The organism is Roseovarius sp. YIN77 (assembly GCF_057219155.1).
This window is the reverse complement of the sequence record NZ_JBXVVI010000011.1, coordinates 1-23,032: the sequence shown is the minus strand read 5'-3', so window position 1 is coordinate 23,032 and position 23,032 is coordinate 1. Positions and strand designations below refer to the sequence as shown.

The 23,032-nt window shown below is 58.2% G+C and carries 21 protein-coding genes; 5 read left to right on the top strand and 16 right to left on the bottom strand.

The annotated features are described in order from the left end of the window. Positions 1-27 precede the first annotated feature (27 nt). The 5 genes from AC2D8P_RS10675 to mtgA form a co-directional block, all read right to left on the bottom strand. Entirely contained in the window at positions 28-225 is a 198-nt protein-coding gene (locus AC2D8P_RS10675) for a hypothetical protein (RefSeq protein ID WP_484702624.1), read from the bottom strand. A gap of 86 nt (positions 226-311) precedes the next feature. Further along, positions 312-1,247, bottom strand: a complete 936-nt coding sequence (locus AC2D8P_RS10670; RefSeq protein WP_484702622.1) for a DMT family transporter — start codon at positions 1,245-1,247, stop codon at positions 312-314. Next, a complete protein-coding gene (gene queG / locus AC2D8P_RS10665; RefSeq protein ID WP_484702621.1) occupies positions 1,244-2,290 on the bottom strand; it encodes a tRNA epoxyqueuosine(34) reductase QueG in 1,047 nt (348 codons plus the stop codon). Before queG ends, AC2D8P_RS10670 begins: the two co-directional genes overlap by 4 nt. After that, positions 2,287-2,952, bottom strand: coding sequence for an FtsZ-binding protein FzlA (gene fzlA / locus AC2D8P_RS10660; RefSeq protein WP_484702619.1), 666 nt, complete (start codon positions 2,950-2,952; stop codon positions 2,287-2,289). The genes queG and fzlA overlap by 4 nt, the downstream gene beginning before the upstream one ends. 55 nt (positions 2,953-3,007) lie before the next feature. Beyond that, positions 3,008-3,808, bottom strand: a complete 801-nt coding sequence (gene mtgA / locus AC2D8P_RS10655; RefSeq protein ID WP_484702618.1) for a monofunctional biosynthetic peptidoglycan transglycosylase — start codon at positions 3,806-3,808, stop codon at positions 3,008-3,010. Positions 3,809-3,922: 114 nt separating this feature from the next. Between mtgA and AC2D8P_RS10650 the strand changes: the two genes are divergently transcribed. Beyond that, positions 3,923-4,261, top strand: a complete 339-nt coding sequence (locus AC2D8P_RS10650) for a hypothetical protein (protein ID WP_484702616.1) — start codon at positions 3,923-3,925, stop codon at positions 4,259-4,261. Between the two features lie 97 nt (positions 4,262-4,358). Here the strand turns inward: AC2D8P_RS10650 and AC2D8P_RS10645 are convergent, their stop codons facing one another. The 4 genes from AC2D8P_RS10645 to AC2D8P_RS10630 form a co-directional block, all read right to left on the bottom strand. Further along, a complete protein-coding gene (locus AC2D8P_RS10645; RefSeq protein WP_484702614.1) occupies positions 4,359-5,222 on the bottom strand; it encodes a D-amino-acid transaminase in 864 nt (287 codons plus the stop codon). An 11-nt stretch (positions 5,223-5,233) separates the two neighbouring features. After that, positions 5,234-6,199, bottom strand: coding sequence for an N-acetyl-D-Glu racemase DgcA (gene dgcA, locus AC2D8P_RS10640; protein ID WP_484702735.1), 966 nt, complete (start codon positions 6,197-6,199; stop codon positions 5,234-5,236). Between the two features lie 72 nt (positions 6,200-6,271). Continuing rightward, positions 6,272-7,273: an N-acetyltransferase DgcN gene (gene dgcN, locus AC2D8P_RS10635; protein WP_484702612.1), complete on the bottom strand. Its 1,002-nt coding sequence runs from the start codon at positions 7,271-7,273 to the stop codon at positions 6,272-6,274. A 221-nt stretch (positions 7,274-7,494) separates the two neighbouring features. Beyond that, on the bottom strand, positions 7,495-8,853 hold the full coding sequence (locus AC2D8P_RS10630; protein ID WP_484702611.1) for an alkene reductase: 1,359 nt from the start codon (positions 8,851-8,853) through the stop codon (positions 7,495-7,497). A 112-nt stretch (positions 8,854-8,965) separates the two neighbouring features. On the opposite strand from AC2D8P_RS10630, the gene AC2D8P_RS10625 reads away from it, so the two are divergent. Continuing rightward, the gene (locus AC2D8P_RS10625; protein WP_484702609.1) at positions 8,966-9,922 is read left to right on the top strand and encodes an L-malyl-CoA/beta-methylmalyl-CoA lyase; all 957 of its coding nucleotides are present in this window, start codon (positions 8,966-8,968) and stop codon (positions 9,920-9,922) included. A 76-nt stretch (positions 9,923-9,998) separates the two neighbouring features. Here the strand turns inward: AC2D8P_RS10625 and AC2D8P_RS10620 are convergent, their stop codons facing one another. Beyond that, positions 9,999-10,604, bottom strand: a complete 606-nt coding sequence (locus tag AC2D8P_RS10620) for a Hint domain-containing protein (RefSeq protein ID WP_484702608.1) — start codon at positions 10,602-10,604, stop codon at positions 9,999-10,001. 581 nt (positions 10,605-11,185) lie between these two features. On the opposite strand from AC2D8P_RS10620, the gene AC2D8P_RS10615 reads away from it, so the two are divergent. After that, complete coding sequence (locus AC2D8P_RS10615; RefSeq protein ID WP_484702606.1) at positions 11,186-12,148, top strand: acetyl-CoA carboxylase carboxyltransferase subunit alpha; 963 nt, start codon at positions 11,186-11,188, stop codon at positions 12,146-12,148. 231 nt (positions 12,149-12,379) lie between these two features. On the opposite strand, the gene AC2D8P_RS10610 is transcribed toward AC2D8P_RS10615, so the two are convergent. Genes AC2D8P_RS10610 through AC2D8P_RS10590 form a run of 5 tightly spaced genes read right to left on the bottom strand, consistent with a single transcriptional unit; the run spans position 12,380 to position 15,956 of the window. Continuing rightward, the gene (locus AC2D8P_RS10610; RefSeq protein WP_484702604.1) at positions 12,380-13,033 is read right to left on the bottom strand and encodes a histidine phosphatase family protein; all 654 of its coding nucleotides are present in this window, start codon (positions 13,031-13,033) and stop codon (positions 12,380-12,382) included. Beyond that, positions 13,021-13,632: a pyridoxamine 5'-phosphate oxidase family protein gene (locus AC2D8P_RS10605; RefSeq protein WP_484702603.1), complete on the bottom strand. Its 612-nt coding sequence runs from the start codon at positions 13,630-13,632 to the stop codon at positions 13,021-13,023. The genes AC2D8P_RS10610 and AC2D8P_RS10605 overlap by 13 nt, the downstream gene beginning before the upstream one ends. Continuing rightward, entirely contained in the window at positions 13,619-14,371 is a 753-nt protein-coding gene (locus AC2D8P_RS10600) for a lysophospholipid acyltransferase family protein (protein ID WP_484702601.1), read from the bottom strand. Before AC2D8P_RS10600 ends, AC2D8P_RS10605 begins: the two co-directional genes overlap by 14 nt. Continuing rightward, the gene (locus AC2D8P_RS10595) at positions 14,368-15,267 is read right to left on the bottom strand and encodes a cell division protein FtsX (RefSeq protein ID WP_484702600.1); all 900 of its coding nucleotides are present in this window, start codon (positions 15,265-15,267) and stop codon (positions 14,368-14,370) included. The genes AC2D8P_RS10600 and AC2D8P_RS10595 overlap by 4 nt, the downstream gene beginning before the upstream one ends. A gap of 11 nt (positions 15,268-15,278) precedes the next feature. Beyond that, positions 15,279-15,956 (bottom strand): cell division ATP-binding protein FtsE, encoded by a 678-nt coding sequence (locus tag AC2D8P_RS10590; protein ID WP_484702599.1) that lies wholly within the window; start codon positions 15,954-15,956, stop codon positions 15,279-15,281. Positions 15,957-16,132: 176 nt separating this feature from the next. Between AC2D8P_RS10590 and AC2D8P_RS10585 the strand changes: the two genes are divergently transcribed. Together AC2D8P_RS10585 and AC2D8P_RS10580 are read left to right on the top strand one after the other, a co-directional pair. Next, positions 16,133-17,224 (top strand): zinc-ribbon domain-containing protein, encoded by a 1,092-nt coding sequence (locus AC2D8P_RS10585; RefSeq protein ID WP_484702597.1) that lies wholly within the window; start codon positions 16,133-16,135, stop codon positions 17,222-17,224. 89 nt (positions 17,225-17,313) lie between these two features. Continuing rightward, the gene (locus AC2D8P_RS10580) at positions 17,314-19,518 is read left to right on the top strand and encodes a primosomal protein N' (protein WP_484702595.1); all 2,205 of its coding nucleotides are present in this window, start codon (positions 17,314-17,316) and stop codon (positions 19,516-19,518) included. Positions 19,519-19,573: 55 nt separating this feature from the next. Here the strand turns inward: AC2D8P_RS10580 and AC2D8P_RS10575 are convergent, their stop codons facing one another. Continuing rightward, the gene (locus tag AC2D8P_RS10575; RefSeq protein WP_484702593.1) at positions 19,574-22,534 is read right to left on the bottom strand and encodes an NAD(P)-dependent oxidoreductase; all 2,961 of its coding nucleotides are present in this window, start codon (positions 22,532-22,534) and stop codon (positions 19,574-19,576) included. Positions 22,535-23,032 lie beyond the last annotated feature (498 nt).

Below are 23,032 nucleotides of genomic sequence, written 5' to 3'. Positions count from 1 at the left end.
CCATGTTTCATGAGTTGCGCAGAAACTCTACTGGTTTTCGCGCTCGATCTTCATATAGGCACGCATCCGGGCGCTGTCAGAACTGTGTTCATGCGGACGTTGCTGCAAGCTGGCTGTCGCAGGGTGTGGTCCTTTGACGCCTTTCGCGCGTTCCAGATCAGTAAAGCGCTTCAGCTCGGAAACGTTCTCATCTGCTGCCGGATGGTCGAGGATATGCCGTGTCATGTCATGCCTCCCTTAATGACCGGGTCACAACCATAGCATGATATTTCCATCTGCGCAAAATGGTAGGGCAGAACCTTGCGCAACCCTTAACCCTGCGGGGTGATCCCGCGCCGTGCCTTGGTGCGTTCTTCTTGTTGCAACAGGCCCAATTTGCGTTCGCGGAACAGGATGATCAGACCGGCGAGAATGACCAGCGACGCCCCGGCCAGCATGGTTGATGTCGGGACCTCGGAAAACAACAGATAGCCAAAGACCAGTGCCAGCACCATCGAGGCATAGTCAAACGGTGCCACGACAGAGGCATCGGCGTAGCGGTAGCAGGAGGTCAGGAACAATTGGCCAAAGCCGCCCAGAACCCCGGCGCCGATCAGCATCGCGGCCTCTGACCATGTGGGCCAGACCCAGCCAAAGGGGATGGTCGTCAGGGACAGTGCCGTCGATGTGACAGAGAAGTAAAAGACGATGGCCGCAGTCCGTTCTGTGCGCACCATATTGCGGATATGGATCTGGGCCAGCGCCTTGAACACAGCGCCCAGAAGCGCGATCATCGCACCAAAGGCGGCAACGGTTTCCACCGTGCCTTGCTGAAACAGCGTCAAACGGGGTGACAGCACGATGAACACCCCGACCAACCCCAAGGCAACAGCAGAGAGGCGATAAATACGCACCTCTTCGCCCAGAAACATCGCGGCAAAGATGACGGTCAAAAGCGGGGCAGCATATTCCAGCGCTGTGACCTCTGGCAGCGGCAACATGCCAAGCGCGGCAAAGCCGCAGGCCATGCCGGTGGTTCCGACAAGGCCACGCCAGAAATGGGCCATCGGATTTTTGACTTTAAGGCCCGTTGCCAGTTCTTTCTGCCAGATCAGCCAGCCGACAATCACCGGAAGCGCAAAGAAGGACCGGAAAAACACTGCCTGTCCGGGAGGTACATGTTCCGAAGAGGCCTTGATCAACACGGCCATGAAGAAAAACAGCGTCACCGCTGCCAGTTTCATCAAAATGCCTTTGGTCGGGTTCATTGGGTCTGGTCCTTCAGTCTTGCCACCGCCCATCGAGCGGCCTCTGACACGGTGTCATCTGGATCGTTTGTCAGGGCTTGCGCCACTTGGATCAGGTCAGCTTGTCCGGAATTTCCGATGGCGTAAAGAACGTTGCGGATAAACCGGTTGCGGCCAATGCGTTTGATGGGGGAGCCAGAGAATTTTTCGCGAAAGCCCGCATCGTCCAGCTGGGCAAGTTCCGCCAGTTTCGGCGCGCGCAGATCGTCGCGGGCGGCATATCGAATGTCCCGGGCGGTTTGGGCAAATTTGTTCCAGGGACAGGCGGCCAAGCAGTCATCGCAACCATAGATGTGGTTGCCCAGTTTGGAACGTAGCTCTTTATCTACCGGGCCGTGATGTTCGATGGTTAGGTAGGAAATGCAGCGCCGCGCATCCAACTGGAACGGGGCTGGGAAGGCATCGGTGGGGCAGATATCCAGACAGGCGCGGCAGGAGCCGCAGTTTTCCCGTGCGGGCGGGTTGGTGGGCAGATCGATGGTTGTGAAGATTGCCCCCAGAAAAAACCAATTCCCCAGTTCGCGGCTGAGCAGGTTGGTGTGTTTACCCTGCCAGCCCAGACCTGCGGCGGCGGCCAGCGGTTTTTCCATCACTGGGGCGGTGTCGACAAAGACCTTGATCTCTGCTCCCGGGGCCTGCTCGATCAGCCAGCGCCCAACCCGTTTCAGACGTTTTTTGACGATATCGTGGTAGTCGCGATTTTTCGCATAGACAGAGATTGCCGCGCGGTCCTTATGATCCAAAACCTCCAGCGGGTCATGATCCGGCGTGTAGGGTTCGGCCAGCATGATCACCGATTTAGCCTGCGGCCACAGCGCCGCGGGGTTGCCGCGCCAATGCATGCGTTCGGCCATCCAACCCATCTGACCGTGACGCCCCTCTGCCACAAACTGGTCCAACCGGTCCGAGATTTCGGGAACAGCGTCAGGCTGGCAGATGCCGACGCTGGCGAAGCCTTCGTTATGGGCTTTCTGAATAAGGGATGTTCTGAGCGCGGCGCTCAAAAATCCAGATCCGCATAGTGGCGGGGCGGTGGGAAGCCCGCCACCTGATCGGCCAGAATGGACCGAAATGCCGGGCGGGATTTGATCTTGGCATACCAGTCGCGCAGCGTGTCCGACCGGTTCCAATCCACATCTGATATGTAATCTAGCGATGACAGATGGGCCGCAGCGGCGAAATCCGCCAATGTCATCACATCGCCGGCCAACCAGCGGCGCTGATCCAAGAGCCAGATCATGTAATCCAGATGATATTTGATCGCCTTGGCGCCGGCCTTCACATTCGCGCTGTCGGGATAGCCATTGCCCATCAGCTTGCGGTTCACCCGTTCATACAGCAGCTTTGACGTGACCTCGCTGTGGAATTTGTCGTCAAACCAGCTGATCAGGCGCCGCACTTCGAACCGGGAGGCGGGCGAGGAGGGCATCAGGCTCGGTTCTGGATATTTCTCCTCCAGATACTCGCAGATGGCCGAGCTTTCCGACATGGTCATGCCATCCATGCGCAGAACCGGCACCTTGCCTGCCGGATTGCGGCGCAGGAAATCCGGGTCGCGTTCCCAGTATTTTTCCTCGACCAGTTCCACCTCTATCTTTTTCTCGGCAAGGCTTAGCCTGACCTTGCGGCAAAACGGGGAAAGCGGAACGTGATATAAACGGTTCATCGGAATGCGGCCTTGAAACAGGGATAACCCTAATTGACGCGTTCAAAGCCCAAGATCAACCTTGGAAACAGTCTGCCCGCCCATCTGCGCGGATCGTTTCTGCCCCGTCCCGGGCCGCCCGAGCGCGGCCCTGCACGAATTGGGTGGGGTTTGACGCAGATCGGCCCTTGGGGTTGGGCAGAACGGCGGCCAATCGCGCGGCCTGCGTGGTGGATAATTTGGCCGCAGGTTTGCCGAAATAATGCTGCGCTGCGGCCTCTATCCCAAACACGCCTTCGTCAAACTCTGCAACGTTCAGGTAGACCTCGACAATTCGGCGCTTGGTCCAGACAAGTTCGATCACCGGAGTCAGGCTGGCCTCCAGCAATTTGCGAAACCAACTGCGCCCCTGCCACAGAAATACATTCTTTGCGGTTTGCTGAGACAGGGTCGACCCACCCCGTTTCGCCCCATCGGCCACCGCGTCGCGAATGGCCGACATGTCAAACCCCCAGTGCAGACAGAAATTCGCATCCTCTGACGCCACCACTGAGGCCGGAACGTGAGGTGGGAGATCCTCCAGATCAATCCATTGCTTTTTCAACCCTTCCAGCCGGTAAGCCTCTGCCAGCATATAGGGCGTCGTCGGCGGCGCGACGAACGTGTAGAGGATAGTGAGGAAAACAGCCAAAGCGGCCAGCGCCAAGATACCACGCCCCAGCCATCTGCGAATCCACAAGATCGGATGCCGCAGGGCATATAATCTGCCCTTTGCCGGTTTTTTCCTGCGGGCGGGTTTCTTGCTGCTCTTCTGTGCCACGGTGAAGCATAGCCATGAAAGGGCAGGTGGGGTCAAGGTGTTGGGGGGATGTGACAAGCCAGACTCCATGAAATGCAATGGAGTGTCGATAGTTGCAACAGGGGTGGATCGGTCTGCTAGTCGCCCAACTTTCCCCTTTGCCGACTACTTCGATGCTCCTATTTTTAAGCTATGGAACAAAGCTCATCAGCCTATCAATCGTTGAAAATCCTACTCGCTGAATATGTACCCATTGATAGGGATATTCTTCATGTTCTGATCGGTATTACGTTGACTGCAATTGCAGTTGTGTTCGCCCGAAAATCAATGCGCTTACCACCGTATTTAGGGGCGCTAACGGTTGCTTGTCTCTTGGGTGCCGCAATGGAATTTTTGGACATGAGAGATGATTTGCAATCTTTCGGAATATGGCGCTGGCGCGAAAGTGGGTTAGATTTTATCCGCACGATTATAGTGCCCGTATTGGGTGTACTTGTCGTATCGCTGCTTCAAAAGAAGCGCGGCTTGTGATATCAGTTTGGCGGCTACTCCGTCCCGCTTTGCTAATATTCACCACAACAAAAAAAGGCCGGCGAACCGGCCCTTTATATGCGCAGCTGAATTCAAGTTAAACCGCCCGTTTCCGCATCTCATCCAGGTAAATTTCGCGAAGGCGGGGGACCACCGATCCGACAGTGCCGTCGCCGATTTTTGCCCCATCAACCTCTACCACTGGCATGACAAAGGTGGAGGCAGAGGTGATGAAAGCCTCATCCGCAGCTTGCGCCTCGGCGATGGTGAAGTTGCGCTCTTCGACCTCCATCTGCGCCTCGCGGGCAAAGCGCAGAACGGCGGCGCGGGTGATGCCGTGCAGAATGTCATTGGACAGGGCACAGGTGATGATCTTGTTGCCTTTGACGATATAGGCGTTGTTGGAGGAACCTTCGGTCACGAACCCGTCTTCAACCAACCAGGCATCATCACACCCGGCCTTTTTGGCGATCATCTTGCACATTGACGGGAACAGAAGCTGCACGGTTTTGATATCGCGACGACCCCAGCGGATGTCATCGACCGCGACCACTTTCAGCCCCTTTTGGGCGGTCGGGGAGTTGGCGAGCCCGGGCTTGTTTTGCGTAAACAGCACCACGGTCGGCCGGGTGGTTTCGGGGTTGGGGAAGACGAAATCACGATCGCCATCTGATCCGCGGGAGACTTGCAAATAGATCAGGCCATCGGTGATGTCATTGGCGCGCACCAGTTCGCGGTGGATGTCCAGCAGATCGCCCAGCTCCGGCGGATGCGGCATGTCGAGTTCATTCAGGGAGCGTTCCAGCCGTTTGATATGGCCGTCAAAGTCGATCAGCTTGCCGTCCAGCACGCTGGTGACCTCGTAAACGCCATCCGCCATCAGGAAGGATCGGTCAAAGATCGATACTGTGGCTTCGGTTTCTGGCATGTATTCGCCATTTACATAAACGGTGCGGGTCATGTTGTGTCTCCTTATCCCCAGAGCGCGGCCTCTGGCGGGTGTACCCCGGCGGTGTCAAAGGTCAATGGGTTTGCACGGTCTTCGGCCAATAGAAGTGGTCCGTCAAGGTCTGTCACCATAGCCCCTTGTGCAACCAAAACGGCAGGGGCCATCGCCAGGGATGAGCCGACCATACAGCCGACCATGATCTTGTATCCCTCTGCCAGAGCGGCCTGTTTCAGGGCCAGCGCTTCGGTCAGGCCGCCGGTTTTATCCAGCTTTATGTTGATCACATCATATTTGCCCTTGAGGTCAGGCAGGCTGGCGCGGCCATGGCAGCTTTCATCCGCGCAGACGGGCAGGGGGCGCGCAATCTCGGCCAGAATATCATCCTGTCCGGCGGGCAGGGGTTGTTCGACCAGCGCGACGCCCATGCGCACCATATGGGGGGCCAGATCGGAATAGACCTCTGCCGTCCAGCCCTCGTTCGCATCAACGATTATGGTGGATTTTGGCGCACCGGCGCGCACGGCCTCCAGCCGGGGCATGTCGTCGGGGGTGCCCAGCTTGATTTTCAACAGCGGTCGGTGGGCGTTTTTCTGGGCCTGCGCCCGCATGTTTTCCGGCGTGTCGAGCGAGAGGGTATAGGCTGTGATTTCGGGCTTTGGTGCGGACAGTCCAGCCAATTGCCAGGCGCGCTTGCCGGCTTTCTTGGCCTCCAGATCCCATAGCGCAGCGTCGACTGCAAAGCGGGCCGCCCCGGCAGGTAGAAGGTCGTAAAGCGCCGCGCGGCTGAGTCCATCAGGCAGGCTTTCGATCTGGGCGCTCACGCTGTCCAGTGTTTCATTGTAGCGCGCATAGGGGACGCATTCGCCCCAGCCCTGATGGGCGCCATCGCGGATGGTCGCGGTCAGCACCTTTGCCTCTGTCCGCGACCCACGGGAAATGGTGAAGGCTTGTGCCAGTTTGAACACGTCGCGGGTAACGGTGACCTGCATCATGTGGCCCTTCTTTTGGTGAAAATACTCCCGCCGGAGGCATGTAATGTTGCCGCCAGCGGGATCCTTAGATCAGATCGCTGCCAGAGCGTCCACCAACTTGCCAGCGCCAAAACGGAACGGGTCCGTGGCGGGTAGGCCCATGCGGGTTTCAACCTCGGCGATATAGGCTTTGGCCTCGTCTTCTGACATGTGCTGCGTGTTGATCGAAATGCCAACCACTTGGCAGTTGGGGTTTGCAACGCGGGCAATGGGCAGAACGGTATCGCGAAGTTGTTCCAGTGACGGTAACGCATAATCCGGCAGGCCGCGCATATGGGCGCGGGTCGGTTCATGGGCCAGCACCAGCGCATCAGGCTGGCCGCCATGGATCAACGCCATGGTGACGCCGGAATAGGACACATGGAACAGCGAACCTTGCCCCTCGATATGATCCCAGTGATCGTCGTCATTGTCAGGGGTCAGATACTCGATCGACCCGGCCATGAAATCGGCGATGACCGCGTCAAGCGGGACGCCGTGGCCGGTGATCAGGATGCCGGTCTGGCCGGTTGCGCGGAAGGTCGACTTCATACCGCGATTGCGCAACTCGGCGTCCATGCACATGGCGGTATACATCTTGCCCACGGAACAATCGGTGCCGACGGCCAGACAGCGTTTGCCAGTGCGCTTTTTGCCGTTTGCAATCGGATAGCCAACTGTTGGGACGCGCACGTCGTGCAGGGTGCCGCCAAAGGTCTGTGCCGCTGCGACCAGGTCGCCCTCATCCCTTAGCAGATTGTGCAGGCCAGAGGCGATATCATAGCCCATTTCCAGCGCTTCGATCAGCACTTTTTTCCAGGCAGGGGAAATCACGCCGCCCCGGTTGGCCACGCCAATCACGAGGGTTTTGGCACCGGCTTCCTGCGCTTCGGCCAGGGTCAGATCCTTCAGCCCAAGATCAGCGCCGCAGCCTTCCAGCCTGATTTGACCCAGTGCATTTTCCGGGCGCCAGTCGCGAATGCCGATGGCCACTTTGGCGGCCAGCATGTCTGGCGCATCACCGAGGAACAGAAGATATGGCGTTTCAATCATGGTGCGTACCCCCACAGAATCAGTTTGCGCGCAGTTTCCTACGAATTACCTGCGAAAACATACTGATTTCAGGCGTTGTGAAAGATATATCGAAAGAATATTCGATGTATTGACATATTTATCGAATTATCATGCGTTAAGTTGAGCGTTGTCGCGGCTTCCTCCTTTGAGGTGCGGATTGGTTCAGACTGTTCGATCAGTTGTCGTAGGTTGGCCGCGCTTTATTTTGGTCTTTTGTTCGGGGATGTCAGGCTGGCCCCGATCGTATCAGGCGCCATTGTGCGGTATCTGCCCAAAGGCTCTGACAGCGTCGGGTAGTCGATATAGCCTTCAGCACCGGCCCCGTAGAATGTGGCCCGATCATAGACATTCAATCGAGCGTTTTGGCGAAGCCGTTCCGGTAGGTCAGGGTTGGCCAGAAACCAGCGGCCAAATGCGATCAGGTCGTAATCTCCGCGGGCAACCGCCTGTGCCGCCGTGGTCGGGGTAAAACCGCCCGCACCGATCAAAACCCCATCATACAGATCCCGATAGGGCCGATTGGCGATTGGTTGGGAATAGGCATTTTCGTCCTCTGGCCGTTGCGACAATCCACCGACCCGGGGTTCCGTCAGCAGCAGGTAGGCCAGTGGATAGGTATTTAACCCCTGAACCGCGTGGCGGTAGAGCGCACCCGGGTCGCTGTCATGGACATCGAAGTAAACCTGTCTGGATCGCCCGGTTTCGGGGTCCAAGTGGGTTGGGGACAGGCGCACCGCCAATCGGCCCTCTCCCATCACGGCCTGTAGCGCCTCCACCAGTTCGAATAAAAGGCGACAGCGGTTTTCAATGGATCCGCCATAAGCATCAGAGCGGTGATTTACACCGTCGTTGAGAAACTGTTCAATCAGATAGCCGTGTGCCGCGTGCAGTTCCACCCCGTCAAAACCCGCGGCTTTCGCCAGTTCTGCCGCGTGGGTGTAATCTGATATGACGCGCGGAATTTCAGCCGTCTGCAATGCCCGCGGGCGCGCTGCATTGGCGTCCCAATTGTACTGATTGCCGGTTTCCTGGCTGGCAAGAATGGGGGTTGCAGAAGATGACACAGGTGGCAATGGCCGGTCTGTCCCCGCGATCAGGGGATGCGCACCAATATCGGGTTGTGCCACCCGCCCGGTATGCAGCAGTTGGCAAAAGATCTTTGCGCCCTTGGCATGAACACGGTCCACGACGCGGCGCCAAGCCAGCATCTGGGTTTCGGTCCACAGCCCCGGCACATGGCCGCCCTTGGCCAATACCCGGGGGTAGATTTTCCACACCGGCGTCGCCTCGGGTGAGATATGCACCGCCTCTGTGATCAGCAGACCACCCTGGCTTGCCCGTTGAGCGTAATAATCTTCGGTTTGCCGGGTTGGGGCCAGCGTGGCCTCATCCGCCCGGATTCGGGTCATGGGGGCCAAAACGACCCTATGATCCAGATCATGCGGCCCGATACGGATGGGGGTGAACAGGTTAGGCAATCCAAATTCCAGCCGTTTGAATCTTAACGATATTGCCCAGCTACCAAATTGCGATTGTGACGGCGCATCCGTTTCCGACATGAGGGTCGCGATCCTCTTATGCTGCACATGCAAAACCTTCTTGCGCAGCGCAGCGTAATTTTATACCAACCGGCACAACTGAAATGCAATATTCTTGCGAGAGGAATCATCAATGAGCTTTCGTCTCCAGCCTGCCGCCCTGGCCCGCCCCAACCGTTGCCAATTATTTGGCCCCGCTTCGCGTCCGGCCTTGTTTGAAAAAATGGCCGCCAGCGCGGCGGATGTGATCAATATCGATCTGGAAGATTCCGTTGCCCCCAATGACAAGGATGAGGCCCGCAAGAACGCGATTGCAGCCACCCACGACATTGATTGGGGCAACAAATACCTGTCGGTGCGGATCAATGGTCTGGATAGCCCGTATTGGTACAAGGACGTTGTTGATCTGCTGGAACAGGCCGGTGATGCGCTGGATCAGATCATGATCCCCAAGGCCGGATGCGCGGCTGATATCTATGCGGTGGATGCGCTGGTCACCTCGATTGAGGCCGCAAAGGGCCGTAAGAAGCGTATCAGTTTCGAGGCGATTATCGAAACGTCGGCCGGGATTTCCCATGTTGAGGAGATCGCCGCCGCCAGCCCACGGATGCAGGCGCTGAGCCTTGGCGCGGCCGATTTTGCCGCATCGATGGGGATGCAGACCACCGGAATCGGCGGGACGCAGGAAAACTACTACATGCACCGCAACGGGGAAAAGCATTGGTCAGACCCGTGGCATTGGGCAACAGCAGCCATTGTTGCGGCCTGCCGGACCCACGGGTTGCTGCCCGTCGATGGGCCGTTTGGGGACTTTTCGGATGACGAAGGGTTTCTGGCCCAGGCACGTCGATGTGCGACCTTGGGCATGGTCGGCAAATGGGCGATCCACCCGAAACAGATCGCGCTGGCGAATGAGGTCTTCACCCCGTCGGATGCGCAGGTGCAGGAAGCCCGCGAAATTCTGGACGCAATGGAGGCCGCCAAAGCCGCCGGGCAGGGCGCCACGACCTATAAGGGCCGTCTGGTCGATATCGCCTCGATCAAGCAGGCAGAGGTGATCGTGCGTCAGGCCGAAATGATCGCTGATTAAGTCTTGATCATACAGCCAGAATCGAAAATGCCGCCTGTGGTCAGGCGGCATTTCTTTTGTGAAAAGAGCGTTTCACTTACCCGTTCAGGTGAATCCATACACCTTCGGAACAGATCTCGGTATCGCCGCCCTCGCAGCGTATTTGGGTATAGCTCAACATCCTGCGTGGCATTTGCAGAACACCGGAGCGGTTGAGCAGGTCTTTGGCCTTAAATGTCGCGCGACCTGCGCCGGTTGTCAGGCTGATCGCATTGCTGGGCGACAGTTCGACATCCCGTTCTGGCAGATTGCGACCAAGGGCCCCGGCACGGATGCGGATCGGCGCGGCCTCTGGGTGTTGCGCTAGGAATTCTTCGTCAAACCGCAGGTGGTTGATCCAAATAATACGGCGATAGGATCCATCGCGGGTGCGCAGCATGTCGTTTTTACGCAGCAACTGGGCGGGCACCTCGCCAAAGGATGAGGTGATCCGGGTGTTATCGGCAATTCCGTCAATCGCCCATGCCGGACGTGCGACGGGCGTGGCGGCAGGAGAGAGACGGGGTGGCGTCACAGATTTCAACGGTGCAGACGGCTGCGTGGCAATCCGTTCGATCAGATTGTCAATGTCCAGCGTCTGACTGTCCGCGATCGGTCTGTGGGTCTCTCTCCTGGCCTGACCATTTTGAACCTGAGCACTCATTACTTCACCATACTTATTACATTTCGGCCGAAGCCATTACTGTTTAACAAAACGGAAAGCGGCGTTGCGAGCGGTGATGGTCAATGCGGATGCCCCACCCAAGCGAATGACCAAGTTGCCGCTTTCCGTTATCTCTGCCTACACGGGCCGGGGTTAAGCGACCAACCTGTCTAAAAGGATCAGTCGAAACCGCGATTGTTCGGCACACAGGAACAAAGCGGGTTGAAGATGGGCCGCATACACCAAATGCGAAACGATAACGTCGAAATTCAGTGAAAATCCGTGATCAATCCGCCGGTTTGAACGGTATTCTCCACAGCATTTAGGGGCGGATACGGGGATTTTTTGTCCGAATTTCAGCAGCCTTCGAATATTGGGGAAACAAAGCTGCTTTTATGCGGGATTGACAGCAATGCGGCGACAATACCGCCAGAAATCATGGGTAGAGGCCGACAAATGTCCAGGGCAATGAAAATTTGTGAGATATCGCAACGCGCGTGTGCCCAAAGCTGTTCGGTGCTATGTTGCATTGGCTCGTATCTCAGGCCATATACGACAGTTAGATTATGCAGGAGAGCTTCGTGACCCATTATCTTGAATTTGAGAAACCGCTGGCTGAAATCGAAGGCAAGGCTGCCGAGTTGCGATCTCTGGCGCGGGCAAATGAAGAAATGGATGTCGAGTCGGAAGCCAAGGCGCTGGATAAAAAAGCCAGGGATCTTCTGAAAGATCTCTATGCGAGCCTGACGCCGTGGCGCAAATGTCAGGTTGCCCGCCACCCAGATCGGCCCCATTGCAAAGATTATATCGAGGCTTTGTTTGACGAATACACGCCGCTTGCCGGGGATCGGAATTTTGCCGATGACCATGCGGTCATGGGCGGCTTGGCCCGGTTGGATGGTGTCCCCGTCATGGTAATCGGCCATGAGAAGGGCAATGACACCAAATCGCGGATCGAACGCAATTTCGGCATGGCGCGTCCGGAAGGCTACCGCAAAGCCATCCGTTTGATGGAAATGGCCGACCGTTTTGGCATCCCGATCATCACTTTGGTCGACACACCCGGCGCCTATCCGGGCAAAGGGGCCGAAGAGCGCGGTCAGTCAGAGGCGATTGCCCGGTCGACCGAAAAATGCCTGCAGGTCAAAGTGCCCTTGATCTCCGTCATCATTGGCGAGGGCGGCTCCGGCGGGGCGGTGGCCTTTGCCACCGGCAACACGCTGATGATGTTGGAACATTCGATCTATTCGGTGATTTCGCCAGAGGGCTGTGCCTCTATCCTGTGGAAAGACGCCGAAAAGATGCGCGAAGCGGCAGAGGCCTTGCGCCTAACGGCGCAGGACCTGAACAAGTTGGGCGTGGCTGATATCGTGATCCCAGAACCAATGGGCGGTGCGCAGCGCAACAAACCCGCCGCGATTGCCGCGGTGGGCAAAGCGCTAGAAGAAGAGCTGGCCCGGCTGGCCAAGAAAAAACCCGCAGAACTGGTTCAAGAGCGGCGCAAGAAATACCTTGGGCTTGGCTCCAAGGGGCTCGCAGCCTGACAGGTTTCGCCACCCAATTAAATAGCGACGCGTTCTGCGTCACACCATAAGTTGCGCCGCCTTTTGGGCGGCGCTGTGGCCTCTGGCGGGAGTATTGCGGCCAAAAAGAAATCCCGGGTTCAATCGAAACATTCGCGCGCAGAGGCTGTAAAACCCGCCCGCTTTTCCTTTCGCATGAAACACCTCGGGGTGAGTGGGCTTTGCCCGCGAGGGGCAGCGCCCCTTTTGCGCCTACCCGTAGGTCAGCGCGTGGTTGCGGGAGGCGTGGTCCAGATGCGGGGTTGCCCCGTACTGACTGAGATGCAGTTCATCATTTTGCCAGACGAAGCGGTGGACCGACGTATTTCGGATGCGTAGAAAAATCCGGGTTTTCATGGCGATGTCCAGATCCAAAGCCATGGCCGTCAGTGTTGCAATGACCCCGGTTGAAGTCACCAGAAGGCTGCGCCCCCCCAGCCCGGCCGCGTCAGCGACAGCAGCGCGAATGCGGGTGCGAAAATCGTCATAACTTTCCAGATGATCGTGAACCCGTCGGTTGCGCCAGGCATCCAGGACCTGTGGCACATGCAGGGCGAAACTTTGCATGTCATAGGGGATGTCGATGCCTTCGTTCTGGCGCAAGCTTTCGGCGAGCCCGAAATAGTCCAGCTCATTCAAACGCGGGTCTATCTTATGGGGCAATTTTGGCAGGCCAAGCGACTGCGCGGTTTCCACCTGTCGGGTCATGGCACCAGAGATGATGCGGTCATAAGGGTGATCCTGCCGCAAAACTTCACCCAGCCAGCGTGCCTGTTGATGGCCCAGATCGCTGAGCTGATCATAGCTGGCCTCATCCCGGGCGCCGGTCTGGGCCTGTCCGTGGCGGACGAGCGTCAATTCGACCACAATGTTGCCTCCACGCGTGACTGCCAGTCGCGATCATAGGCGTCGGCGTCGAACGCGCCGTTCTTGGCGTCGCGCAACATTTCCCCGACCGTTGGCAAGCCGTGTGACTGATCGCCCATGGTCCAAAGGCCTGCGCGCATCAGGGCACGGGCGCATTGCGAATAGACCTCTTCGATGCTGACCACGATGATCGTTGCCGGATGATGCCCGCCCTGTTCAAAGTTGCGGCGCAGGTCATCATCGTCGGTCAGGATGGCATGACCATTCACGCGGATCACATTGTTTGACCCGGCAATAAAAAACATCAAGGAAACGCGGGCGTCGTGCACGATATTGCGCAGGGTGTCCAGCCGCTGGTTGCCGCGCCAGTCGGGCAGAGACAAAGTCTTGTCGTCCAAAATCTTCACGACGGGGCCATCGTCCCCGCGCGGGCTGCCATCTGTGCCTTCCGGCCCGATGGTGCTGAGCACGCAAAACCGGCTGCGGGAAATCCAGTCGCGATAGGTCGGGATCAGTTGATCCGTGACTTTTATCAGCGAAGCCTCACCGGGCGTACTGTAAAGAGCCTCCAACTCTTGGATCGTATCAATCTTGCGCATGACCTTTGTTCCTGGCCAATCGGGCCTCTGCCATCAACCGGTCAGAGGCGGTTTCGATGGATGCTTCAAGCTGTTGCATGAAGGCGCGGGTGCCTTTGCCCGGCTCTAAGGCGGGCATAAACTCGACCACGGCCAAACCGGGTTTACGCAGCAGGCTGCGGCGTGGCCAGAACATGCCAACATTGGTGGCGGCTGGAATGACAGTTTGGCCGGTCTTTTCGTAAAGCACTGCTGTGCCAATCTTGTAGGGTTTTTTGACGCCTGCGGCGACACGGGTGCCTTGTGGAAAGATCACCAGTTGGCTGGGTTCTTTCGGTCCGTCGACCACGGCCTTGACCATATCCTTGATCGCCTGTCCTTTTTTGCCACGGTCAACGGGGATGGTATGGGTCCAGTTCGCGTACATTCCGATCACCGGCGCCCAGCGCAGCTCTTTTTTCATGATGAAGCGCATTCTGGGGACCGTGCCGGCAATCATCAAAATGTCCAGAAACGACTGGTGCTTGGCTGCGACGATCACCGGGCCAGAGGGGATTTCCCCCCGGATTTCGGTTTTTAACCCGACCATCCATGACGCCGTCCAACGGACCCAGTTGCAATAGGCGCGGATGATGCCATAGACCGCCTCGCGCCGGATCAGGGCAATGGGGATACCACCAAATCCGATGATGGCCAGCATCAGATACATCTGGACAATAAAGAGCAGGGACCGAACCCACTGAAATGCGTGGCGTATCATGGCGTGTCTTTCAAAATTCCGTGGGCGGCAAATCGGGTGGCGACAAAGGCGACAGTAGCGGCCAGCGGGGCGATAACCAAGGGCCAAAGCCAATGCCAACCGGCGAAACCGAGGCCAGTGAGAAAGTTTCCAGGGTCCTGACCGGCAGGCAGAAGTGCGACCGCAATACTGCCAGCGATCATGCCCACAAAGGCACCATAAAAGGCCCGCAAAGTGAATCGCCGGACAAAGGCGCGGGCGATATAGCTATCCATCGCTCCGACCGTTCGCAGGACCTGAATGACCTGACTATTGGCGGCCAGGGCGGCGTTGGCGGCAAGCGTAATAATTGCCGCGGTCGTTGCGGCGATCAGAAGGATCGAGATCATCCCAAACAGGCGCAACCGTTCTGCCGCGCGCACCAGCGGGGTGCGCCAGCGCATGTGGTCATCCAGCACCGCGCCGGGCACTTCACCAGACAGCCTTTGGCGCAGGCCTTCGGTGTCAAACCGGGTCTGATCCGTGGTGATGTTGATCAGTTGCGGAATGGGCAGATCGTGAACGGGCAGGTCCGGCCCGAACCAGGGGCTTAGCAATGCCTGATGTTCCTCTTTGCTCAGGGCTGCCGCAGAGGTCACACCGGGCGTTGTATCCAAAATTTGCAATGTACGTTGAACCTGCCGGTCGGCCTGTCCTGCAGGGGCCGAGATTCGGATGGTGATGGATTGTGTCAGCTCGGAATGCCAGCGATCTGCCAAACGCCCGGCGGCCAGTGACAAGGCAATGGCAAAGACACACAGAAATGCCATCGCCGCAGAGGTAAAGACCGTCAGCCCGGCGGTGTTACCAGTGGGCGGGACGACCCGGTCCTTCTGCTCACCGCCCAGAAAGCCGCCCAGTTCACCGGCGCGTATCATTTTGACGCTCTTCACAAATCAGCCCCGGCATTTTGGATGGTACGATCGCTGATGCGCAGCACCCGGGCATTGACCTGGGTCTTTGCCGCCCGGATCAATTGCAGATCATGGGTGGCGATCACGATGGTTTTGCCCATGCGGTTGAGCTCTGCAAGCAGCGACAAGAGCCGCTGCGACATCTCCCAATCAACATTGCCTGTGGGTTCATCGGCCAAAATAACCTCTGGCGATTGGATGACAGCGCGGGCCAGGGCCGCGCGCTGACGTTCGCCACCGGATAGTGATGGGGGCAGGGCGTTTGCGCGATCCGACAGGCCGACCCAGGCCATCAGCTCTCGCAGGTCGCCTGTGTGATGATCGCTGAGCTGACCCGCCACCGTCAGCGGGAGCAGGATATTTTCGGTCAGGCTTAGGTGATCCAGAAACTGACAATCCTGATGCACCACGCCGATGCGTTGCCGGGTCCTGGCGATATCGTCCCGGGCCATACTGTTGGTTTGTTTGCCAAAAATGCTGATGTGACCAGCGGTTGGTTTCAGCGCGCCATGACACAGTTTCAAAAACGTGGATTTGCCTGCCCCCGACGGGCCGGTCAGAAAATGAAACGATCCGGGGGCCAGGGTTGTGGTCATGTCGTTCAGGATGGCCTGCCCGCCATAACTGAAAGAGGCAGCGTTCAGCTCGATCAATGCGCGCCCCTTTCGTCATTTGGCGGTTGGCTTGATGGTGACAGTTTTGCCCCAGAGAACGTGATCTTTCAATGACTGGGCATCACTAAACTTGGACAAAGACCAAAGGCTTGCTACAAGTGGAAACAATTGAGGCAACGAACCGCGACCAACGCGGGCGAAACAGGATTAGATTAATGCGACTGATTTGTCCGAGCTGTGAGGCCAATTACGAAGTCGATGACCGCGTCATCCCCGATGATGGGCGCGATGTTCAATGTTCAAATTGCGGACATACCTGGTTTCAGAAAAGCGCTGCGATGCTGGCCGAGGAGGCCGAAACTGGGGCTGAAGCGACCCAAGACGCAATTGCCGCGTCAGACGAAGACTCAATAGTACCACCCGTGGCCGATGAGCCCGTGACCGCATCCGATGAAGATCAAGAAGCGCCCGCATCGGATCAGATCTGGAACGATCCTGCAGAGACCTATGAAGAGGTGCAGTCTGACGAGCCGGCCGAAGAAGGGTTGTCAGCGGCGCCATATGATGATGTGGCTTCAGAGCCAGAGCCAGAGCCAGAGCCAGAGCCAGAGCCAGAGCCAGAGCCAGAGCCAGAGCCAGAGCCAGAGCCAGAGCCAGAGCCAGAGCCAGAGCCAGAGCCAGAGCCAGAGCCAGAGCCAGAGGAGTTGTCCCCAGCCCCGTCCCCGGAACCCCGGCGCCGCCCCCTTGATCCCGTGGTCCAGAACGTGCTGCGCGAAGAGGCGGACAGAGAGGCCCAAGCCCGGCAGGCTGAAGGTCGCATCTGGCGCGAGGATGACGACACGGATGTATCAGTATCTGCCGTGGCACCAGTTCCCGAACGGCCGACAAAACCCAAACAGGACGACGCTGACCCAAATGCGCTGGACAGTGCGATCTCTGCCCTGTTGGCGAACGAAGACGACGGTGTTCCCGAACAGCCCAATCGCCGCAACCTTTTGCCGGATATCGAAGAGATCAATTCGTCGCTGCGGTCGGATGCTGATCAGGATGGAGAGGCCGGCTATGGCGCCGAAGAGGCGGAACTGCTGCGTGAACGCAGCCGCTATCGTGCAGGCTTCATCCTGGCGCTGGTGGTCTTTGCGACCTGTGTTGTGATTTATGCCCTTGCCCCGACGATCGCCAATATGATCCCCAGGGCAGAAGGAATTCTGTCTGGCTATGTCGCGGTCATCAACGCGTTGCGGGTCGGTTTGGACAGCGTTCTGCAGGCCGCAATCAGGGGTATTTCCGGTCTGCTCGACGGATAACCCTGTTTTTGGATCCGGGCCGTTATCCCTGTTGACCCGCGCCATCTGTGGCGTGAATATGGGCGTTCCTGAGGCGGCGCAGGCGCAAGATGTCCGATCACACAAACCCTGGATTTTATGATCACGAGGCGCTGATCTCGGTGCTGACCACGCAGCCGTTGGATCGGTTGCTGGACTACCGCGCGCCAGAGGGTGGCTGCCATCAGGGGGCGTTTGTCGAGGTGCCCTTGGGCCCGCGCAAGGTTCTGGGCGTGGTCTGGGGGCCTGGGCAGGGAACATTTGACCGATCAAAAATTCGCGCGGCCCACCGGGTGCTTGATGTGGCCCCGATGCGCGAGGAAATGCGCGCCTTTCTGACCCGGGCCAGCGATTATACCCTGACCCCGATGACCACCATGCTACGGCTGGCGACCCGTGCCCCGGGGTTGAGCGACCCGCCGTCGATGCAGAAAATTTATCGGCTGGGCGATAGTGAACCGGATCGGCTGACCGATGCACGCCGCCGTGTCCTGTCGGTCTTGCGTGATTATGCGGGCCTGAGCTTCACCCAGCGCGAGCTGGCAGAAATGGCTGGAACCAGTGCCAGCGTCATCAAGGGGCTGGTGGCCCAAGGTGCGATGCGAGAAGAGGCCACGCCGCGAGACAGGCCCTTTGCCAGTCTTGATCCAGACTATGGCGGTAAAGAGCTGAACACCGATCAGGCGCAGGCGGCGGATGTGTTGCGCGCCGATATGCGCAGCGGTCAGTACCGCACGACGCTTTTGAAAGGGGTCACCGGATCGGGCAAGACAGAGGTCTATCTGGAGGCAGTCTCCGAATGTTTGCGCCAAGGGCGCCAAGCGCTGGTCTTGTTGCCGGAAATTGCTCTGACGGCGGAGTTTCTGACCCGGGTTGAGGCGCGATTTGGCGCGCGGCCCGCTGAATGGCATTCGGGCGTCACCATGACCGAACGCCGCCGAATCTGGCGCATGGCGGGCCAAGGTGGCGTTGATCTGGTCGTGGGTGCGCGGTCAGCTTTGTATCTGCCATTTCGTGATCTGGGGCTGATCGTGGTCGATGAGGAGCATGACAGTTCCTATAAACAAGAGGACGGCGTGCTGTATAACGCCCGTGATATGGCGGTGCTGCGCGCCACTTGCGCCTCTGCCCAGGTGGTGTTGGCCTCGGCCACGCCCGCATTGGAAAGCTGGGCCAATGCAGAAAGCGGAAAGTACCAGCGCCTTGATCTTAGCAGCCGATTTGGTGTGGCGGAGCTGCCGGATATGCGCGCGATTGACATGCGGCTAGAGGAACTGCCCTCGGGCCGATGGCTGTCGCCCACGTTGCGCGGCGAAATCACCCAGCGGATAAGGGATGGCGAACAGTCGCTGTTGTTTCTGAACCGACGCGGCTATGCACCGACCACCCTGTGCCGGGCCTGCGGCAACCAGATCGCCTGTGATCACTGCGATGCACGGATGGTGGAGCACCGTTTTCTGAAACGGCTGATGTGCCATCAATGCGGCGAGACGAAACCAATGCCAGAGGTCTGCCCCAGCTGCCAGGTGGAGGGCAAATTGGCCCCTATCGGCCCCGGGGTGGAACGGTTGGCCGAAGAGGTGGTGGATCAGTTCCCCGATGCGCGGGTCAAGGTCTTGTCTTCTGATCTGTTTCATTCGGCCCGCGCCTTGAAAGAGGCGGTCGTCGACATTGCCAATGGTGCCGGAGATATTATCATCGGCACGCAGCTGGTGGCCAAGGGGCATAATTTTCCTCTGCTGACGCTTGTTGGGGTTATTGATGCCGATCTGGGCCTGCAGGGGTCTGACCTGCGGGCGGCGGAACGGACATTTCAACTAATCCGGCAGGTCGCAGGACGGGCCGGGCGGGCGGAAAAGCGCGGCGTTGCGGTGTTGCAGACCTATCAGCCGGAACACCCGGTGATTCGCGCGATCCTGTCGGGGGAAGAAGAGGCGTTTTGGCGGGCGGAGGCAGGGTCGCGACAGGCTGCCGGTGTGCCGCCCTATGGGCGTCTGGTCGGGATTGTCTTGTCAGGAACAGAGGCCGCGCAAACCTTTGATATGGCCAATGCGATGGCGCGGCGCCAGGATCCGTTGCGCGCGGTGGGGGCGGAGCTCTACGGGCCCGCACCTGCGCCCATTGCCCGGATCAGGGGGCGCCACCGGGTCAGGATGTTGATCAAAGCGGACAAGTCCGTGCCAATCCAAAAGGCCGTGGCCCTATGGGTGGGACAGTTCAAACTGCCGGGAACAATCAGATTGTCAGTGGATATCGACCCGCAGAGTTTTTACTGACGCGGTCAGAAGGAAAGCGGGCCAGCATCGTGTGATGCTGGCCCGAATTGTTTGATCAGGCGTTGCCGTCAAACGGGCCGTTCAGGCCGAAGGCATCGCAATCGTTCAACAGCGTGTTGGTCGCCAGCATCAACGCCGCGCCATGATCGGCGATCAATTCGGCCCGGCGGCCCGCGTCGCGGGTGCTTTCAATCGCGCCCCATATGGTGGCCAGGGTTTCCGATGCCTTACGGATACGGACCAATGCGTCGGCGTCGTCGGCCGCACGGCTGATGGTGCCCGGGAAGACTTTGCCAACACCCGGCACGGTTTGTGGACCGCCGCTGGTGTAGCCTTCGGGGATGTCGCCCTTGCAGTTGATGACTTTGCGATAGCGGATCGCGGACAGGATCTGATCCACCGCCTGCTTGGCGCCTTCGACACGCGAGGTGTGTTCGGTATCCGCTGCAGCATGCGGCAATAGTTCCAGACGGCCGGGGAAGGTCTCGATCAGCGGGCGATAAGGCACCATTGGGCCAAAGAGGCTACCGTCGTCTTTGACGAACAAATCCGCATCAATGGCGGCAAAGCGGATTTTGCCGCTGGCCATTGCGGCATGGAGGGCGTCTGCGTCGATCACTTCGCCACGGTCATAGTTCACGATGACCGCGCCATCGTTCATGGCGTTCAGAACCGATGCGCCGATCAGGCCAGCATTGGCAAAAGAGCCATCAGTGGTGGGTGCGCCCAAACCGGTGTGGGGGGACAGAACGTCGGCACCCGCTGCGGCCTCTTCTGGCGTTGCGGCATAGGTGAAGCCTTCGGATTCGATCCACTGCTTGTGACGCTCGCGGGCGTAGACGGACACTTTCATACCAAAAGATTTCGCCAGACGGGCGACATCGCGACCGATATTGCCATAACCGATCACGGCCATGCGTTTGCCCTCGACCTTCTCGGTCGGGTAGTCTTTCAGATGCTTGCCGGTGTCAAAGTCGCCCTTGACCACGCGGTCGTGCATTTCATCGACATTCAGGTCTGGCAGAACGCGCAGCAGAGCCTTCATCGCCATTTGCGCGGTCGCACGGCTGTTAAAGCTGGGCGTGTTCATCAGTGGTGCAGAGCCACCAGTGCCGCCGCCGCCGCCCCAACAGGCGCAGGCCATGTTGCCGGTGCCAGCGCCGATACGCACCCCGCCCTCTGGGAAGGTGGCATTTTCAGGGAAGAAGGTCGCCGCCGCGATCACCGCGTCATACTGGTTGTCACAGCAGGCCGCAGACAGTTCCTCATGGGTGCTGAGATCAGGTTGATAGAAGAAGTGCTGACCCGCAGGCAGGTCAGCGCCATCCCAGGCACCCAGTGTGAAGGTCCCGCCTTGTGCCTCGATATGGGTTTGAACGGCAGAGGGGTCAGGCTGACCATCGGCACCAAACTTCAGACCAATCAGATCTGCGATCAGGATGCGGTAGGCACGGGTAGAGTCGTCCTTGCGGGTGTCACCACCTGCGCCTTCGCCGGCCTCAAATGTGTGGCCCTGGGCGGCAAGTTCTTCCTCCAGTACCACGATTTTTGCACGGTGATAGGCGTAAGAGATGTTTTCCAACAGCGCGACGATATCTTCGGATTCGCGAATGCCACCGATCCAGGCGCGATAGTCGCCCGGGGTGCCCGGGAAGGCGTTGACATAGCGGGCCGCATCCAGACCGGCCTCATATTCGCCATTGGGATGGGTCAGACCCTCATACCCCAAAAGCTGCTTGGAACGGGCCACGATACGGGCATGGATATCAGCATCGGTGATGTCCGGATCATTGACCCGCAACAGGGTCACGGCGGCACCGCGTTTTTCGGGGTTTGCAACGCCGGCTTCCAGCAGGGATTGACCCGCCAGCCAGTCCTGAATCTGTTGGCGATTACGCACCGACCGCTGGTTCATCGTCTCGACAGAGCCGATCATGGCCTCCACACGCAGCAGGCAATAGGTGGTTTCCGCAAAGGCGAGGGTGGAGAATGTGTTGATCACCCCGCCAGTCATTTTATTGGCAGCCGGATCATAGAACGGGCCCAGACCCACGGTCTTTTCACCCGTCAGCGGTTTTTTGGCATCGGTTGGAACAACCAGTTTCAACTGACGCGCGATGGCCCATGCCGGATCTTTCTGGTTGTCTTCGATCAACTGCATCGCCGCAGGTGTGAACGACGCGATGAAATACCCAGATACACCGCCAATGGCCTTTTGGAACGGGGTGAACAGACAGCAGTTCTGCAGGAAGGATGCCACCACATCATCGGCCCAGGGCATGCCGCCCAGCATCGATGTCACATCGATCACCGCATGGCGGTTTTCAGGATCGCGGGCCAGCCATTCCAGCAGGGATTTAACCTCTGCCTCGGTATAGGTGGTGGCGCCAGTGGTTTCATGGCCGACACCTACGAACAGCGTGATGCCCATCTCTTCGAGCGCGTCAGCAGAAGGGATCGTGCCTTCCTCACCAGCAAAGGCAATCTTGTCGGCGTTGCCATTCGCGGCATAGCGTTGCAGCTCCAGAATCTGGGTGCCCCAGCTTTGACGGAAGAAGCCACCTGCCTTTGCGGCCTCGGATTCCGGGGCAGGGGTGTCGACGAACAGTTTCTGACCCGCCAGGTTCGGGTTCATCAGGTGCATGATCGCAACGGTAAACCCGCTATGCCCGCCACCCAGACCAACGGCCATTTGGTTGGATTTCGGAAACCCGAAATACCGGTGGATATGGTGCATCATGTCCAACAGAACCGCATCCGCAGGATAGCCGCGGTGCATGGAGCGACCAAGCTCTGCCGTCGTGAACGGGCCCAGATCGTTGCCCTTGTCATCCAGCTTGCGATAAGTGGATTCCAGCCAATGGTCGAACTTGAATCTGTTTTCACGGCCTTCGACCTCATCACGGACGACGTCGGTAATAGGTCCAACACCAAAAAACGGGTTGATTGTTCGCGCAGGCGCGCCGCCCTGCGTGGCATCGATGGAGGACTGGCGCTGAGAGAGTAGATCGCTCATAGTAGAATCCATTCATTTTAGGTCACGGGTTCACTAGCGCACCAATACTCGTGGGTACAGTACGTAGACGGCCAAAATGGGTAATTCTGCGACGTGACATATCGCCCAACGGCAGGAATCTGACCCAAAATTGGTCCAGATCACCGTGATTGCGTCGTTTTTGGGCGCATTCAGGTAAGAAACTTGCTTGTTGCTATGATGTGGGTGATCTGCATCCAAGTGCCGGAAAGTTGCCTCGTGGCTGGTGCGGCCTCTGCTATTGTGATGAATGTTTCGGATCGAAATGTGGAGAATGGTTCAAGGATATGGGAAAAAGCCACAAGAACACTAGGATATGATTTTGTGGCGGAGAAGTCCGTATTATTAATTTATACTAGGGCCTGTTAACACTACCGTCTGATGCCCGCTTCTGCTAAACCATTGTTATGAATGAGATAACAGAAAAGCAGTACGCGTTGATTGAGCCTTATCTTCCGGTTCAGCGCGGGAATGTACGGG